17 protein-coding genes are annotated in these 16,170 nt (G+C 69.7%); 10 read left to right on the top strand and 7 right to left on the bottom strand.

What is annotated here, in order from left to right; all coding sequences use genetic code 11:
- Positions 1 to 272: 272 nt before the first annotated feature.
- Both glgC and ACTOWL_RS22920 read right to left on the bottom strand, forming a co-directional pair.
- Positions 273 to 1,535, bottom strand: a complete 1,263-nt coding sequence (gene glgC / locus ACTOWL_RS22925; protein WP_441323591.1) for a glucose-1-phosphate adenylyltransferase — start codon at positions 1,533 to 1,535, stop codon at positions 273 to 275.
- Between the two features lie 123 nt (positions 1,536 to 1,658).
- Complete coding sequence (locus tag ACTOWL_RS22920; protein WP_441323590.1) at positions 1,659 to 2,612, bottom strand: AEC family transporter; 954 nt, start codon at positions 2,610 to 2,612, stop codon at positions 1,659 to 1,661.
- Positions 2,613 to 2,793: 181 nt separating this feature from the next.
- Between ACTOWL_RS22920 and ACTOWL_RS22915 the strand changes: the two genes are divergently transcribed.
- Both ACTOWL_RS22915 and ACTOWL_RS22910 read left to right on the top strand, forming a co-directional pair.
- Positions 2,794 to 3,201 carry a tellurite resistance TerB family protein gene (locus ACTOWL_RS22915; protein ID WP_441323589.1) on the top strand — a complete coding sequence of 136 codons (408 nt, stop codon included), beginning with the start codon at positions 2,794 to 2,796 and terminating at the stop codon, positions 3,199 to 3,201.
- Positions 3,202 to 3,251: 50 nt separating this feature from the next.
- Positions 3,252 to 5,279, top strand: a complete 2,028-nt coding sequence (locus tag ACTOWL_RS22910; protein ID WP_441323588.1) for an alpha/beta fold hydrolase — start codon at positions 3,252 to 3,254, stop codon at positions 5,277 to 5,279.
- 144 nt (positions 5,280 to 5,423) lie between these two features.
- Here ACTOWL_RS22910 and ACTOWL_RS22905 read toward each other — a convergent pair whose 3' ends face one another.
- Positions 5,424 to 6,395, bottom strand: a complete 972-nt coding sequence (locus tag ACTOWL_RS22905) for a phosphoribosylaminoimidazolesuccinocarboxamide synthase (protein WP_441323587.1) — start codon at positions 6,393 to 6,395, stop codon at positions 5,424 to 5,426.
- 126 nt (positions 6,396 to 6,521) lie between these two features.
- Between ACTOWL_RS22905 and pyrH the strand changes: the two genes are divergently transcribed.
- From pyrH to ACTOWL_RS22890, 3 genes are all read left to right on the top strand, one after another.
- The gene (gene pyrH, locus ACTOWL_RS22900; protein WP_441323586.1) at positions 6,522 to 7,259 is read left to right on the top strand and encodes a UMP kinase; all 738 of its coding nucleotides are present in this window, start codon (positions 6,522 to 6,524) and stop codon (positions 7,257 to 7,259) included.
- 131 nt (positions 7,260 to 7,390) lie between these two features.
- Positions 7,391 to 7,975 carry a carboxymuconolactone decarboxylase family protein gene (locus ACTOWL_RS22895; protein WP_441323585.1) on the top strand — a complete coding sequence of 195 codons (585 nt, stop codon included), beginning with the start codon at positions 7,391 to 7,393 and terminating at the stop codon, positions 7,973 to 7,975.
- 15 nt (positions 7,976 to 7,990) lie between these two features.
- On the top strand, positions 7,991 to 8,377 hold the full coding sequence (locus tag ACTOWL_RS22890) for a rhodanese-like domain-containing protein (RefSeq protein ID WP_441323584.1): 387 nt from the start codon (positions 7,991 to 7,993) through the stop codon (positions 8,375 to 8,377).
- A gap of 12 nt (positions 8,378 to 8,389) precedes the next feature.
- Here the strand turns inward: ACTOWL_RS22890 and ACTOWL_RS22885 are convergent, their stop codons facing one another.
- On the bottom strand, positions 8,390 to 9,298 hold the full coding sequence (locus ACTOWL_RS22885; RefSeq protein ID WP_441323583.1) for a hypothetical protein: 909 nt from the start codon (positions 9,296 to 9,298) through the stop codon (positions 8,390 to 8,392).
- Positions 9,299 to 9,691: 393 nt separating this feature from the next.
- Here ACTOWL_RS22885 and ACTOWL_RS22880 point away from each other — a divergent pair, with 393 nt between their 5' ends.
- Both ACTOWL_RS22880 and ACTOWL_RS22875 read left to right on the top strand, forming a co-directional pair.
- Entirely contained in the window at positions 9,692 to 10,774 is a 1,083-nt protein-coding gene (locus tag ACTOWL_RS22880) for a 3-deoxy-7-phosphoheptulonate synthase (RefSeq protein WP_441323582.1), read from the top strand.
- A gap of 222 nt (positions 10,775 to 10,996) precedes the next feature.
- Entirely contained in the window at positions 10,997 to 11,515 is a 519-nt protein-coding gene (locus ACTOWL_RS22875; RefSeq protein WP_441323581.1) for a GNAT family N-acetyltransferase, read from the top strand.
- A gap of 248 nt (positions 11,516 to 11,763) precedes the next feature.
- Here ACTOWL_RS22875 and ACTOWL_RS22870 read toward each other — a convergent pair whose 3' ends face one another.
- Positions 11,764 to 12,621 (bottom strand): SDR family NAD(P)-dependent oxidoreductase, encoded by an 858-nt coding sequence (locus ACTOWL_RS22870; RefSeq protein WP_441323580.1) that lies wholly within the window; start codon positions 12,619 to 12,621, stop codon positions 11,764 to 11,766.
- 123 nt (positions 12,622 to 12,744) lie between these two features.
- On the opposite strand from ACTOWL_RS22870, the gene ACTOWL_RS22865 reads away from it, so the two are divergent.
- Positions 12,745 to 13,437, top strand: coding sequence for an extensin-like domain-containing protein (locus tag ACTOWL_RS22865; protein ID WP_441323579.1), 693 nt, complete (start codon positions 12,745 to 12,747; stop codon positions 13,435 to 13,437).
- Between the two features lie 9 nt (positions 13,438 to 13,446).
- Here the strand turns inward: ACTOWL_RS22865 and ACTOWL_RS22860 are convergent, their stop codons facing one another.
- Together ACTOWL_RS22860 and ACTOWL_RS22855 are read right to left on the bottom strand one after the other, a co-directional pair.
- A complete protein-coding gene (locus tag ACTOWL_RS22860) occupies positions 13,447 to 13,764 on the bottom strand; it encodes a chorismate mutase (protein ID WP_441323578.1) in 318 nt (105 codons plus the stop codon).
- A 291-nt stretch (positions 13,765 to 14,055) separates the two neighbouring features.
- Positions 14,056 to 14,412, bottom strand: a complete 357-nt coding sequence (locus tag ACTOWL_RS22855) for a hypothetical protein (protein ID WP_441323577.1) — start codon at positions 14,410 to 14,412, stop codon at positions 14,056 to 14,058.
- A gap of 514 nt (positions 14,413 to 14,926) precedes the next feature.
- On the opposite strand from ACTOWL_RS22855, the gene ACTOWL_RS22850 reads away from it, so the two are divergent.
- The gene (locus tag ACTOWL_RS22850; protein WP_441323576.1) at positions 14,927 to 15,658 is read left to right on the top strand and encodes a helix-turn-helix transcriptional regulator; all 732 of its coding nucleotides are present in this window, start codon (positions 14,927 to 14,929) and stop codon (positions 15,656 to 15,658) included.
- Between the two features lie 269 nt (positions 15,659 to 15,927).
- Positions 15,928 to 16,128, top strand: coding sequence for an MbtH family protein (locus ACTOWL_RS22845; RefSeq protein ID WP_441323575.1), 201 nt, complete (start codon positions 15,928 to 15,930; stop codon positions 16,126 to 16,128).
- The last annotated feature ends 42 nt before the right edge of the window (positions 16,129 to 16,170 follow it).

Here is a 16,170-nt window from a genome sequence, read left to right as displayed (position 1 = left end):
TCACCCTCCCCCTCCCCTGGCGGGAGGGGGGAAGGGGGAGGGGTTTGGCCCCACCGGGGCCGATGTCGAACGATCGCCGGACCCGGCAGCAATCCTGGATACTCCACGCCCGATCCCCTCATCGAGAGCCCCCTCCCCCTACCCCCTCCCGCAAGGGGAGGGGGAGGATGGAAGGCATGTCCTGACCAAGACAAACAATACGGTCTCACAGGCAGGAGAGGCCATATGTTCGGACGTCACAGCCGATACGCGGCTGCGCGCTTCGTGCCCCCTCAGTCCAGCGCGTCGATCATCGGCTGGGTGATCAGGACGATGCCGGTCTCGGTGCGGTAAAAGCGCTTGGCGTCGAGCTCCGGGTCCTCGCCGACCACCAGCCCCTCCGGGATCTGGACGCCATGGTCCAGCACCACCCGGTTCAGCCGGGCGTGGCGGCCGATGTCGCATTCCGGCAGCACCACCGCCTCGTGCAGCCGGGCGAAGGAGTTGACCCGCACCTTGGAGAACAGCACCGACTGCCGGACGGTGGAGCCGGAGACGATGCAGCCGCCGGAGACGGTGCTGTTCACCGCCTTGCCGACCCGGGCCCCGTCCTCGAACACGAACTTCGCCGGCGGCAGCTGCTCCTGATAGGTGTGGATCGGCCAGTCGCGGTCGTAGAGGTCCAGCGCCGGGGTCACCGTCGTCAGGTCCATATTGGCTTCCCAATAGGCGTCGATGGTGCCGACGTCGCGCCAGTAGGGCTCGACGTAGCTCGGGTTCGGGATCGCGCTTTCGGAGAAGCGGTGGGCGCGGACATGGCCGCTCTCGACCAGGAACGGCACGATGTTCTTGCCGAAATCATGCTCCGAGGTCGGGTCGGCGGCGTCGCGGCGCAACTGCTCGGCCAGGAAGCGCATGCTGAAGACGTAGATGCCCATGCTGGCCAGGGCGATGTCGGGGCGGCCGGGCATCGGCGGCGGGTCGGCCGGCTTCTCCAGGAAGCTGGTGACGCGCCACTGGTCGTTGACATGCATCACGCCGAAGGCCGTCGCCTCCATGCGCGGCACCTCGACGCAGCCGACGGTGATGTCGGCGCCGCTGCGGACGTGATCCTCGATCATCGCCGCATAGTCCATCTTGTAGACGTGGTCGCCGGCCAGGATCAGCACATGGTCCGGGCCCTCGGCCTCGAAGATGTCGAGGTTCTGCCAGACCGCGTCGGCGGTGCCGCGGTACCACATCGCCTCGTCGACCCGCTGCTGCGCCGGCAGCAGGTCGACGAACTCATGCATCTCGGCGCGCAGGTAGCCCCAGCCGCGCTGCAGATGGCGCAGCAGGCTGTGCGACTTGTACTGGGTCAGCACATAGATGCGGCGGATGCCGGAGTTGATGCAGTTCGACAGGGCGAAGTCGATGATCCGGAACTTGCCGCCGAAATAGACCGCGGGCTTCGCCCTTCGGTCGGTCAGCTGTTTGAGGCGGCTGCCCCTTCCGCCGGCCAGGACCAGGGCGATGGTGCGCTTGGGGAGCTGGCGGATCGGGCCTTCGTCACGCATCCTGGAGTCCTCCCGGCTTCGGCTGTTTCCCGAAGAGTAACATCAGGTTTCGCGATCCGGCACACTCCGTTTGAGGCAAATTTTGGCCGTTTGAGGCAAATTTTGTTTGTTTCCGCGCGGGCGTCAGCCGGCCGGGAATTGCGGCGCGTAGACCGCCAGCAGCAGCGACAGGGTCAGCACCGAGACCACGGTCGAAACCAGGATCACCGCCGAGGTGCGCTCGACATAGACGCCGTAGCGCTGGGCGACGACGAAGGTCAGCGCCCCGGTCGGCAGCGCCGCCAGGATCACGGCGCTGGCGGTCCAGAACGGGTCCATCGGGAAGATGGTCGCGGCCAGGCCCCAGGTGATCAGCGGCTGCCACACCAGCTTGAGCACCGAGATCCAGCCGACCTCGCGGAGGCCGCCGCGCAGCGTCTGGCTGGCCATGAACAGGCCGATGGCGAACAGGGCGCAGGGGCTGGCGGCGGCGCCGAGCAGCGACAGCAGCGTCGCCAGCGGGGTCGGCACGGCAAGGCCGGACCAGGACCACAGCACGCCGAGCACCGGCGCCACCACCAGCGGGTTCTTCAACAGCGCCAGCGCCACGTCGCGCAGCGCCGCCAGGATGCCGCGGCCGCGGCTGCCGGTCAGCTCGAGCGCGACCACGGCGAGGCCGACGCAGGCGACGCTCATGATCACGGTGGCCAGCGAGGCCGGCGGCAGGCCGCGGGCCGGGCCGAAGGCGGCGGCGAACAGCGGGATGCCCATGTAGCCGGTGTTGGAGAAGCCGGCATTCATGCCCTGCATCGTCGCCTCGCCGGCATCGGCGCGGTGGATCAGGGCGCCGAGCACCGAGCCGAGCAGCCACACCGCCAGGACGCCGCCGAGGAAGGCGCCGATGAAGTTGAGGTTGAGGATGCCGGCCACCGGGGTGCGGGCCATGGCCAGGAACAGCAGCGCCGGCAGCGCGATCCAGTAGACGAAGCCGTTCAACGCCTCCGACTGGGCCCGGCCGAGCAGCCGGATGCGCCCGGCAAAGGTGCCGAGGAAGATCACGCCGAAGACCGGCAACGCCACGTCGATCACCGCCTGCATGGAGCCCCTCATGCCACGCCGGGCCGGGACGGGGAAGCGCGGCGGGGGAAGGCTGGGTTGCAAAACATCGTTCCGGGCGGCCGTGCCCGCCGGAACCGGCCCCTCGCCTTGACGCCCCGCGGGGTTCCGCGCCATATCCGGGACGATCCTTCCCGCGACTCGCAGGCCAGCGGAGACTGCCATGACGACCGACGCCCACGGCGCCCTGATCTACACCATGGTGCTCGCCTCCGTGGCCGACACGAACATGACCGATGCGGAGGTCGAGACGCTGTCGGAGATGGTGCGCTTCCTGCCGGTGTTCCGCGACTTCGACATCGACCGCATCCCCGACCTGACCCGCGACTGCATCGACCTGCTGCAGCAGGATGACGGCATCGACCGCGCCCTCGACATCATCGCCGAGACGCTGCCGGACCATCTGCGCGAGACCGCCTATGCCATCGCCTGCGATTCGATCGCGGCGGACGGCACGGCCAGCCAGCCCGAGCTGCGCCTGCTGGAGCTGATGCGCGACAAGTTCGAGGTCGACCGGCTGGTGGCGTCGGCGATCGAGCGCGGGTCGCGCGCCCGGCATAGAACTTTGTAGCCGCGAGCGGCCGGGGGCCGCCGCCGGCATCAACAACGAAGGGGGAGGCCATGCAGCGGATCAGGATCGCCGGGGCGCGGCTGTGGCTCGCCGCCGCCCTGCTGGCCGGCGGCGGCGCCGCGGCCCAGGAGCAGGCCCCTGCGCCGGCCCCCGTCCCTGCCGAAACCCCGGCCGCGACGATCCAGGTCGGCGGCGTCACCCTGACCGCCTGCCAGCCCGATTTCGGCGGCTTCTGCGGCCAGATCAGCCGGCCCCTGGACTCCGCCGGCACACTGCCCGGCACGGTGGCGATCGGCTTCGAGTTCTACCCGCACCGCGACGCCGGCCAGCCGGCCGAGGGCGTGGTCCTGGCCCAGGAGGGCGGACCCGGCTATTCCTCGACCGGCACGCGCGAGGGCTATCTGCGGCTGTTCGAGCCGCTGCGCGGCCGGCGCGACGTGCTGCTGGTCGACAAGCGCGGCACCGGCCTGTCCGACCCGATCCAGTGCCAGGCGCTGCAGGAGGCCGGCGAGTTCGTGCCCGCTGCCCTGGCCGCCTGCGCCAGGCAGCTGGGCCCGGCCGCCTGGATGTATGGCACCGCCCCTGCCGCCGACGACGTGGCGGCGGTGCTGGACGCGCTGCAGATCGGCGAGGTCGACTATTACGGCGACAGCTACGGCACCTGGTTCGGCCAGGTGTTCGCCCAGCGCCATCCGGACCGGCTGCGCACCATCGTGCTGGACAGCGCCTATCCGACCATCGGCCTGTCGCCCTGGTTCGAGACCGAATGGGCCACGGCGCGCGACGGCTTCGAACTGGCCTGCCGGCGCTCGCCCAGCTGCCGCGCCCTCGGCGGCCGCTCGCTCGACCGGATCGAGCGGCTGGTGGCGGCGCTGCGGGCCAAGCCGGGCAAGGCCGAGGCGCCGGACGGCGACGGCAACACCGTCGGCATCGCGGTCGACGCCCCGACCCTGTTCCTGACCATGAACAGCGCCGGCGGCAGCCCGACCTTCTATCGCGACCTGGACGCCGCGGCCCGCGCCTATCTGGACGCCCAGGACCCGGCGCCGCTGCACCGGCTGATGGCCGAGGCGGCGTCCTGGAACACGCCGGGCAGCGATCCGGCCGCCTTTTCCACCGCGCTTTATGTCGCCGTAGTCTGCAGCGACTATCCGCAGCTGTTCCGCGCCGACGCGTCGCGGTCCGAGCGGCGGCGCCAGCTGGTGCGCGCCACGGCCCAGAAGCAGGCGATCGAGCGTGACGTCTACGCCCCCTTCACCATCGCCGAGGTCGACACCTCGCCGCACAAATGGGAGCGGCGCGACCTGTGCCTGGACTGGCCAGCGCCGCCGAAGGGCGTGGTCCCGGGCACAGCGGCCGACCCGAAGGCGCCGTTCCCGAACGTGCCGACCCTGGTGCTGTCGGGCGACATCGACAGCGTCACCTCGCCGATCGAGGGGCTGGAGACGGCGCGGCTGTTCCCGGATGCGACCTATGTGCCGGTGCGCAACCTGACCCACATCACCGCGATCACCGACCAGGCGATCTTCGTGCCGCCGAAGGGCGCCGACGCCACCGGCTGCGTCGCGCCGATCGTGCTGAACTTCGTGCGCTCGGGCGGCGATGCCGGCGACACCTCCTGCACCCAGCGGATCCGGCCGATCCGCACCGTGCCGGCCTTCGCGGTCAAGGCGGCCGATGTCGCTCCGGCCGTGGCCACGGCCGGCAACGCCGGAACCGAGGCCGATCTGCGCCTGGCCGCGGCGGCGGCGGAGACGGCGGGCGACGTGCTGGCACGCTACTTCGTCAACAGCGGCGGCAGCGGCGTCGGGCTGCGCGGCGGCACCTTCACCTTCGAGGCCTTCGACGCCGGCTTCGCCTTCACCCTCGACCAGGCCCGCTGGGCCGAGGACCTCGCCGTGTCCGGCACGATCCGCTGGGACCAGTCGACCGGCGACGTCACCGCCGAGCTGACGCTGGCCGGCGCGGCGACGGGCACGCTGGCCTTGGCCTGGAACGACCGCGACACCGACGCCGTCGCCCGCATCACCGGCACGATCGACGGGCGGACAGTGGCGGCGGAAAGGATTGCTCCCTAAGGGCTCGACACCGCGCCAGCCCCCTCACCCTCCCGCCGCAAGCGGCGGGCCCCTCCCTCTCCCCGAGGAGAGGGATTGTTTACCTCTCCTTGGGGAGAGGTCGAAATCGCATAGCGATTTCGGGTGAGGGGGCGGGCGCCGGCCTCAGAAGTACTTGGCCAGATTCTCCCGGATCCGGTCCAGCACCGGGCGGTCGGTCGCGGGCAGTTCGAAGCGGCGGCCGGTGATGGTCTCGTAAGCGCGGACATAGACCTGGGCGGTGGCGCGAATCACCTCGGCCGGGATCTCCGGGATCGGGTCCTTGTACGGATCGCAACGCGCCGCCACCCAGCTGCGCACGAAATCCTTGTCGAAGCTGTCCGGCCGCTCGCCGCTGGCGAAGCGGTCCTGATAGCTGTCCGCGAGCCAGTAGCGGCTGCTGTCCGGGGTGTGGATCTCGTCGGCCAGGACGATGCGGCCCTCGGCATCGGTGCCGAACTCGTATTTGGTGTCGACCAGGATCAGCCCGTGCTTCGCCGCGATCTCCTGCCCGCGGGCGAACAGGGCGAAAGCGTAGTCGCTGAGCTGCGACCACTGCGCCGCGGTGAGCAGGCCCTGGGAGACGATCTGGTCCGGCGTCAGCGGCTCGTCATGGCCGCCGTCGAAGGCCTTGCTGGTCGGGGTGATGATCGGCCGCGGCAGCTTCTGGTTGTCGCGCAGCCCGTCGGGCAGGCGGATGCCATACATTTCGCGCTGGCCGGTCTTGTACAGGGTCAGGACCGAGGTGCCGGTGGTGCCAGCCAGGTAGTCGCGGACCACGATCTCGACCGGCAGGATGTCGAGCCGGCGGCCGACCACGACGTTCGGGTCGGGATACTCGAGCACGTGGTTCGGGCAGATGTCGCGCGTCTGCTCGAACCAGAAGCGCGCGGTCTGGGTCAGCACCTGGCCCTTCAGCGGGATGGCCGCGAGGATCCGGTCGAAGGCGCTGATCCGGTCGCTGGCGATGATGATCCGCCGCCCGTCCGGCAGGTCGTAATTGTCGCGCACCTTGCCGCGGTAATGGGCCGGCAGCTCCGGGATCGTCGCATCGGCGAGCACCGGATAGGGGCGATCGTCCAGGGCCGTGAAATCCATGGGTTTCGTTCCGTCGGGAGGGTCGGCGAAATCTTTAGCGCGGCCGGGTTCCGCGCACACCCGAAATCGGGCATCCTGCGGCGGTGCCGGCGACAGCGGTGCCCAGCGAGACGAGCGGAGGGCACGATGGCACAGAAGCGGCTGCTGCTGAAGCTGAGCGGTGGCGCCATGGCCGGCGCGGACGGGTCGATCTTCGGCGCCGGCGCGATCGACCACATCGTCGGCGAGATCCTGGCGGTGCATGCGCTGGGCATCGAGATCGCGGTGGTGATCGGCGGCGGCAACGTGTTCCGCGGCCGCGTCTCCGACGCCTGGCACATCGAGCGGGCGGAGGCCGACAACATCGGCATGCTGGGCACCGTGATCAACGCGGTGATGCTGCGCGCGGCGCTGACCGCGCGGTCCGCCGAGGTGCGGGTGATGAGCGCGGTGCCGATCCCGTCGATGGCCGAGCCCTATATCCGGCTGCGCGCCGACCGGCATCTGGCCAAGGGCGCCATCGTCGTGCTGGCCGGCGGCAATGGCCAACCCTATGTCACCACCGACTACCCGGCGGTGCAGCGGGCGATCGAGCTGCGCTGCGACGCGGTGCTGGCGGCCAAGGACGGGGTCGACGGCGTGTTCACCGCCGATCCGCGCACCGACCCCACCGCGCGCAAATACGCCAGCCTGGCCTTCACCGACGCGATCGCGCAGGAGCTGAAGGTGATGGACCAGTCGGCGATCCTCCTGGCCCGCGACCACGGGCTGCCGCTGCATGTCTTCGCCTTCGACCGGGCGGGCGCGATGCAGCGGATCTGCCGCGGCGAGCCGATCGGGACGTTGATCGCCCCGGACGTTGTCACGGCGCTGGCGGAAGACTGAGCCCCATCCACAATCCGGCGCGCCTGTCACCTCCCATTCGGGAGATTGACGGCCCCTTCCCCGCTCCCGATCCTGACCGGAGATGACCCGGGTCCGCCACGGCGGCCGCCGGGTTGGGGGAGAGTGTCAGGATGTTTCTGGAGACGATCAGGGAAGAGGACGCGACCGGCAAGGTCGCGGACTCCTATGCGGCGGACCGGGCGCGGCTCGGCTTCGTCATGTCGGCCACGGCCTGCTGGACCGCCCGGCCCGATTTGCTGCCGGCCTGGGAGGCGTTCTACGCCCAGGTGAAGGCCAACTTCTCGCTGTCGCCGCGCGACTGGCGGCTGATCACCTTCATCGCCGCGAAGCAGGTGCCGTCGAGCTACTGCTCGGTGGTGTACGGCAAGATGCTGCTGGACGATCTGGGATCGCGCGACAAGGTGTTGGCGGTGCAGGCCGATTTCCGCACCGCCGGGCTGTGCGAGCGCGACACCGCGATGCTGGCCTATGCCGAGGCCGTGGCCCGCGACGCCTCGCGCATCACCGAGCGGGACATCGGCGCGCTGCGGGCGGTCGGCTTCCGCGACGTGCAGATCGCCGACATCGCGCTGTGCGCGGCGCTACGCTGCTTCATGGCCCGGTTCTTCGACGCCACCGGCGCCGGGCCCGAGGCCGCCTTCATCGACCCGGACGGCTTCGCCATCGCGCTCGCCGTCGGGCGCAAACCCTCTTAGCGTCAGGAGACGTTCATGACGACATCGGTCAAGGAACTGCTGGCCGCCGCCAATTCCGCGGTGCCGCGAGTCAGCCGCGACGAGGCGGCGGCGCTGATCCAGGGCGGCGCCCTGGTGGTCGACGTGCGCGACGCGCCGGAGCTGAAGGCCGGCAAGATCGCGGGCGCCGCGCATGTCTCCCGCGGCATGCTGGAGTTCCGCGCCGATCCGGAGTCGCCCTACCACGACCCGGCCTTCCGCCGCGACCGCACGGTGATCCTGTATTGCGCCTCCGGCGGCCGCTCGGCCCTGGCCGGCAAGGCGCTGCAGGACCTCGGCTACACCGACGTCCGCAACCTCGGCGCCTTCAAGGACTGGGCCGAGGGTGGTGGAGCGATGGAGGCGGTTCCGGAGAAGGCTTGAGCCGACCCCCGGTCAGTTCACGCCCTGGGTCGAGCGCAGGGCGAAGTCGCCGCCGAAATTCACCAGCATCACGCCGTTCCAGCCGTCGCGGAACCCGTTGTCGCTGGCCTCGATGATGGTCTTGCCGTCGAGCGCGACCACCATCCGGCCGGCGGCATCGCGGGTCCAGGTGATGCGGGTGCGGTCGCCGCGGCGCAGCGGCGCGGTGTTGCTGGTCTGCGCCACCTGGGTGATGCCCGAGCGGCCGGCGCGGTAGAGCGCGAAGACCGGGCTGTTGGCCGGCAGATAGACCAGCCGGTAGCCGGAATCCTTGGACGCGCCCTGAAAGACCCGGATCTCGAACTGGCCCTGGTTGGCGACGTCGGTCAGCTCGAATTCGAGCCCGAAATTGTTCTTCAGCGTCTGCTGCAGCGAGATCGCCGCGACGCCGCCCTGCTGCCCGTTGGCCGCCTTGGTGTCGCTGTGCAGCCCGCTCTTGTCGACGGTCCAGGTGCCCTGCAGCGAGGTCCAGGCCGGGTTGGCGGTGAAGTTGCCGTCGCTGAAATCGTCGCTGAACACGCGGGTGCCGGCGAGCGAGGCCGGCTGCGCCGGCGCGGGGGCCGGAGCCGGAACGGGCGCCGCGGCCGGCGGCTGCGCCGGGGCCGCCGGCGGCTGGGCCGGGACCGGCGCGGTGGAGGCCGGCGGGGCGATGGTGGCGGAGTAGCGCTCCGCCAGCCCCTTCAGGTCGGCGATGAAGTCCGGGCTGGCTGCCTTGTCCCGTTCGGCCTGGCTGATCATCCGCGACAGGTCGTCGAGCAGCGCCTTGGTCTGATCCTGCTGCGCCGGCTGCCAGGGGGCATAGCGCTGGGTCGTTTGCGCCATGGCCGTGGACGACAGCAGGATGGCGGCGAGGATGGGCAGAAGGGCTCGGACGGGTTTCATCGACGGGGCTCCGCTTCCAGGTCGCGACGGCACATGCCGTTCTGACGTGCCGGACGGCCGGGCTCAAGCCCTTCCGAGCGGCGCCCCGGAAAAACCCGCGGGCGCCCTTGCGGTTCCGGCCCGGCACCATGGTCGCAACATTCCGAACGCCGTGGCTGCCCGATCCGGCGATTCGCGAAAGAACGGCCGTGACAAAGCCCCGGTCCCGGCTTATATGCAGAACATGAACTCCGTCCGCGCGACCTATTTTTGGTACTTTAGCTTCCCGCTGCCAGCGGCGGAGCGAGGGTGCGCGTGATCTGAAGTTCGATCCACAGCCGACCCGAGAGCCGCCAGATCCCCTGGCGGCTTTTTTGTTGCCGCCGGCGGGGTGAACCCCAGGAGCCCCAAGCCGTGTTGAAGACCACCGACGACCTGCGCATCCGCGAGATCAAGGAGCTGAGCACACCCGCCGAGGTGATGCAGGAGTTCCCGCGCGATGCCGTGGCCACCCGCACCGTGACCGAGGCGCGCCGCGCCCTGCACGCCATCCTGCACGGCACCGACGACCGCCTGGCGGTGGTGATCGGCCCGTGCTCGATCCACGATCCCGCGGCGGCGCTGGACTATGCCCGCCGGCTGCAGCCGCTGCGCCAGCGCCTGGGCGGCGAGATGGAGATCATCATGCGGGTCTATTTCGAGAAGCCGCGCACCACGGTGGGCTGGAAGGGGCTGATCAACGACCCCGACCTGGACGGCAGCTTCCAGATCGACAAGGGGCTGCGGCGGGCGCGCAGCGTGCTGCTGGAGGTCAACCGGCTGGGCCTGCCGGCGGCCTGCGAGTTCCTGGACATGACCACGCCGCAATACATCGCCGACCTGGTCGGCTGGGGCGCGATCGGCGCCCGCACCACCGAGAGCCAGATCCATCGCGAGATGGCGTCCGGCCTGTCCTGCCCGGTCGGCTTCAAGAACGGCACCGACGGCAATGTGAAGATCGCGGTCGACGCCGTCTCCTCGTCGTCGCAGCCGCATCATTTCATGGCGGTGACGAAAAGCGGCCGGTCGGCCATCGCCTCGACCGCCGGCAACGACGACGCGCACATCATCCTGCGCGGCGGCAAGGCGCCGAACTACGACGCCGCCAACGTCGAGGCCGCCTGTGCCGAGCTGGCCCGGGCCGGGCTGCGGCCGACGGTGATGATCGACGCCAGCCACGCCAACAGCAGCAAGAAGCCGGAGAACCAGCCGCAGGTGGTCGAGGACGTGGCACGCCAGGTCGAGGCCGGCGACGACCGCATCGTCGGCGTCATGGTCGAGAGCCATCTGGTCGCCGGCCGGCAGGAGCTGATTCCGGGCCGGCCGCTGGTCTACGGCCAGAGCATCACCGACGGCTGCATCGGCTGGGACGAATCGGTCGCGGTGCTGGAGCGGCTGGCCGCTTCGGTCGCAGCGCGGCGGACTGTAACAGCACGGACGTTGACGGCGACCGCCTGAGACGGGATCATCCCGTCATGATCCGCTTCGCCCGAGCTACCACCAGCAGCAAACGACGTCGCCCCTCGGCGACGGCGGCGCTGCGGTGCGCCGGGAGAGGCGGGGGAGCCGCCGGGACCCGTCCCGGCTGATCCCAACCGGATCCCGACCACCGCAACCCGCCGTCCCCGACCGGCGGGTTTTTTCTTGCCGGCCGCCCTGCCCCCCGAAGGAACGCAGACCATGAGCCAGCCCGCCCTCGACCCGCAGGCCCACCAGGCGACGACCGAGCCCCGGATTCGCCGGGCCAATGCCGGCGACGCCGACGCCGTCCGGGCGCTGACCCGCGCCGCCTATGCCAAATGGGTGCCGGTGATCGGCCGCGAGCCGAAGCCGATGACGGCCGATTACGACTTGGCCGTGCGCGAGCACCGGATCGACCTGCTGTTCGAGGGCGACGATCTGGTCGCGCTGATCGAGATCATCGACCGCGGCGATCACCTGCTGATCAAGAACCTGGCGGTCTCGCCCCATGCCCAGCGCCGCGGCCACGGCCGGCGCCTGCTGGCCCATGCCGAGGCGCTGGCGGCGGAGCTGGGCCGGCCGCTGCTGCGGCTGTACACCAATCCGCGCTTCGCCGGGAATGTCGACCTCTACGCCCGCGCCGGCTTCGCCGTGGAGCGGGAGGAGCTGTTCCTGGAGGGCACCACCGTGTTCATGAGCAAGCCGGTGCCGCTGGACCGGCCGGGATTGTCCGGTTGAGGGCGGTAGGCCCGAACGCGAACGCAAGGTCCCAGCCTGGTCCCCGATGAAAAATGCGGAGGACGATGAAATGCCTGTCATGGAACCAGACTGGGACTTAAATCTTAGAATCGATTACCTATGGGTGCAAGACGAAACCCTTCGTCCTACTTATGCGTGCAACTAAAGAGCGCAAAAATTTCCAGGAATGCGATTGATCGAATGGCCGGTCGCCGCCCCCGGGGACCGAGCCCCGAGGGCGGGCGCGGTCAGTCCCGCCGCGCCATATAGGCGGCGAAATCGTCCTTGTGGTCGCGATGCCAGCGCGACAGCGCCGGCCGGTTGCGGATGATGTCCTCCGCCGCCCAGCGGATGCGCTTCTCGTCCGTCGCCCGGGTGACGTCGTTGTCGGGGCAGAGGATGTAGAAGTCGCCGCGGCCGAGGCTGTCGAGCATGAACTCGACCACTTGATCCGCGGTCCAGGCCGCCGCCGGCTTCTCGGTGGCGCCGCGGGCGGTGATGCCGGTGAAGGTGTAGCCGGGGATCAGGAGATGCGCGGTGACGCGGCAGCCCTCGGTCTCGCGCAGGGCATGCGCCAGCCCCTCGGTCAGCGCCTTCACCCCGGCCTTGGAGACGTTGTAGGCGGTGTCGCCCGGCGGGGTGGTGATGCCCTGCTTCGAGCCGGTGTTGACGATCAGCCCGTCGCCGCCCTGCGCGATCATCGCCGGGGCGAAGGCCTGGACGCCGTGGATCACGCCGTAGAGGTTGACGTCGAGCAGCCGGCGCCAGCGGTCGTAATTCTCCCACGGGCCGCCGCCCTGGCCGATGCCGGCGTTGTTCATCAGCACCCCGACCTCGCCGAAGGCCGAGAGGGCGGCATCGCGCAGCGCCTCGACCTGCTCGTGCCGGGACACATCGGTCGGCACGGCGCGGATGTCCGGGGCGCCGCCGGCGGCGAGCTCCGCCACCTCGCCGGCGGCGCGGTCGAGCGCCTCGCCAGGCAGGTCGGCGAGCACGACCTTGAGGCCGATCGAGGCAAAGCGCCTGGCGGCGGCGAGGCCGATGCCGCCGGCGGCGCCGGTGACGACGGCGACGCGGCCGGCCCGGATCGCGGGGTGGGTGGACATGGAAGGCTCCTTGGAGACGGCCCGGGGGTCGACGGCCGGGGATCGGTGGCCGGGTGGCCGGCTTCAGTGATCTGGGTCGGCCGGGTCTGGCCGGCAAGCCGGGCCGGCCCGATATAGACGACGATGCGCCGCCGGATCCTGCTCCTGTCCGTTCTGATGCTGGCCGTCCTGGCGGCGGCTCTGCTGTGGCGCGGCGACATCGCCGTGCCGGAGCGCTGGAACCCCTGGGCGCCGCTCGACCTGCGCGACCCGCCGAACCTCCTGACCGGCCTCAAGCTGGCGCGGGTGAAGGCCGACCCCGATCTGTGCCGGGCGGTGCTGGCGACCTCGGGCTTGAGCACCCGCCCGGTGCCCGACCGGCAGGACGCGCCGGGCTGCGCGATCGAGAACGCGGTCGCGGTCTCCGGCGCCGGCCTCGACCGCGGCTTCGTCGCCTCCTGCCGCCTGGCCGTCGCCTTCGCCCTGTTCGAGCGGCACGCGCTGCAGCCGGCGGCGCAGGAGGCCTTCGGCCAGGGGGTCGCGGCGGTCGAGCATCTCGGCACCTATGCCTGCCGCAATGTCAACAATCGGGCGGAGGGGCGGCGCAGCCGGCATGCCACCGCCGACGCCATCGACCTCGCCGCGGTGCGGCTGGCAGACGGGCGGCGGATCACCGTGGCCCGGGGCTGGGCCGGCGACGGGCCCGAGGCGCGCTTCCTGCACAGCCTGCGCGACCGCGCCTGCCGGATCTTCGACGTGGTGCTGTCACCCGACTACAACGCGGCGCACCGGGATCATCTGCATCTGGACGTCGGGTGGTTCGGGACGTGCCATTGAAGGGTCGGCTCAGTCCCGGGTGCCCTCACGGATGGCTTCGTGGTGGCGGATCACCTCGGCGACGATGAAGGCCAGGAACTTCTCGGCGAAGTCCGGGTCGAGATGCGAGTCCTCGGCCAGCCGGCGCAGCCGCGCGATCTGCGCCGCCTCGCGGCCCGGATCGGCCGGCGGCAGGCCGACCGTCGCCTTCAGCCGCCCGACCTTCTGGGTGCATTTGAAGCGCTCGGCCAGCAGATGCACGAGGGCCGCGTCGATGTTGTCGATGCTGCTGCGCAGCTCCGCCAGCTCGGGCGGGATGGCCGGTTTGGTGTCGGCGTTCTGGTCCATCGGGTCACCTGGGATCGGAAAGGTCCGACCATAAAGCAGCCATCCGGGTCCCGCCAAGCCGGCAGGGCCTGCTGCGGCAAAGCGGCGGAGACCACGCCCGTTCCGCCGAGAAGCCGGGACAAAGCCCCTGCCCCGGCCTGGCGACTCAGAGACCGTGTGGAAACGCTACTGGCGCGGCCGTCTGACGGCGGTTTCTGCGCTTCCGGTGCTCACGGACTCAAACGTCCGCTGCGCGCCGGGTCTCGAAACCACCGCCAGCCGACTCACGCCAGCGCGTTTCCAAACGGTCTCTCAGAGGTTGAAGTCGAGGTGGCCGAACAGGCCGCCGAGCACGCTGCCCAGCGCGTTGCCGACGCCGTCACCGATGTGGCCGACCGCATCGCCGACGCCCGCGACGACATCGCCGACGGCCGACTGCGTGCCCTCGAGCACCGAACCGACGGCCGAGGTGGCGCCGCCGACCACGTCGCCCAGCGCGTCGCCGACGACCGCGCCGACCTCGCTCACCACGCCGCCGACGATCTCGCCGGTCTCGCCCACCGCCGTGCCGACCGTGCTGCCGACGCCGGCGACCGCGCCGCCCACCACGTCGCCGACATCGTGCAGCAGGCTGCCGAGAAGGCCGGTCAGATCAAAGATGCCGCTCATGAACGTCTCCTGTGTGTGAAGGAAGGACTTCTGGTTGCCGCCGCCGAGACCGCGACTTCGCCAAACGAACCTCGATCAGGAGAGATTATTCTTCGAACGCAGAAAGAATCTATCCGACGAAGCCCTGTCGTCCAGGCAGCTGGCCGGTCGATTTTCAGAAATCGGCCGACAGAAACCATTCCTATCACTCAGATCTCGCAAGTATACCTGCTATGTTATGCAGATTGACTGCCGATCGAGATCCACGAATCGAGACGCCCGCCGACGGGATGCGATTTCGTCCTGTGATGGCGGATGGCAGCCGGATCGGGGCCGCGCCGGGGGCCCGCGGCGGCTTGCCGCAGCCGGCACCCCATACGGTCTTATGCGAATCTTCTTTGCGGTATCCGCCGAATAGAAATACAATGAGCCCAGCCGCCATGACTTAACGTGGCGCAGAAAAACTCAATAATAACCAATAAAATTATCAAGAAAGGGGGAACCCCCGAGAGAGCACGATGCGGATGAGGGGCAAATGGATCAAATTTTCCAGAATTTCATCCTACACCTCCCGGCCATCGGTCGGCTGGGGGTGGGGGAGCTGTTGGAGCAGACGGTCCGGGGGTATGGGCTGAGATACTTTGCCTATGTCAGCTTCCCGTCGGGGGAAGACGACATGCCGCTGATGCTGACGACCTATCCCGCGGACTGGGTCGAACGCTACGGCGAGCACCGCTACGACCGGATCGATCCGGTGATCGCGCGCGCGGTCGGCACCATGCTGCCCTTCAGCTGGACGATCGAGTCGCTGAAATCGCCGCGGCAGCCGCCCTCGCGGCGGCTGAAGGCGTTCCTGGACGAGGCGGCGGAGGCCGGCATCCGGCGCGGCGTGACCATCCCGATCCACGACCGGCAGGGCCGCGCGTCCAGCCTGACCCTGGCCGAGTTCGGCCTGGAGCCCGACTTCCAGCGCTGCATCGACCAGAATCAGCACGCGCTGCATCTGGTGGCGCTGCATCTGCATGCCCGGCTGCGTCAGGATGAGCGGCCCGAGCCCGAGACGCGGCCGGCGCTGACGCCGCGGGAGATCGACTGCCTGCAATGGGCGGCCAAGGGCAAGAGCGCGTCGGACATCGCCGAGATCATGCGTATCAGCCGCCGCACCGTGGTGTTCCATACCGAGAATGCCAAGCAGAAATTCGGTGTCGCAACACTGTCACAAGCGATTGCCAGAGGGATGATGCATGACATCATCATTTGTGCCTGAGCAAAACCTGTAAACCTATACAGCTCCCGACAGCTTTCGATTCACACCAAGCTTCGCGCGGTTAGGACTCATTGAGCTGCGATGCCGGTCCCGCGCATGTCCGTCATGCGTTGGACTGGCCCGGCGGAGCGAGGCGGCGTGGGGATCGCGATCATTACCGAAGGCGCCGGCCGCGGCACTGCCGCCGGACCGCGAAAGATTTCAATTCGAGTCCTTGTGCCAATTTGTGCCGGCCGCGCCGCCAGGCGTGGGCATCGGGGAGCCTGGATATGACCAGCGTTTTCGACAATCCGGAAGGCCGCTTCCACGTCCTGGTCAACGACGAGGGGCAGCATTCGCTGTGGCCGGCCTTCATCCCGGTCCCGTCCGGCTGGACCGCGGTGCTGCGCGACGCCGCCCGCCCGTCCTGCCAGGACCACATCGACAGCCATTGGACCGATCTGCGGCCGGCATCGCCGGCCGGTCGGTGACCACCGCCTGCGGACGGCCCCCCTTTATATTCTGCGAGCGAG

Source organism: Inquilinus sp. CA228 (assembly GCF_052078665.1).
Taxonomy (GTDB): Bacteria; Pseudomonadota; Alphaproteobacteria; order DSM-16000; family Inquilinaceae; genus Inquilinus.
Note: the sequence above shows the minus strand (reverse complement) of the source record. Positions and strands in the feature narration are given on the sequence as shown.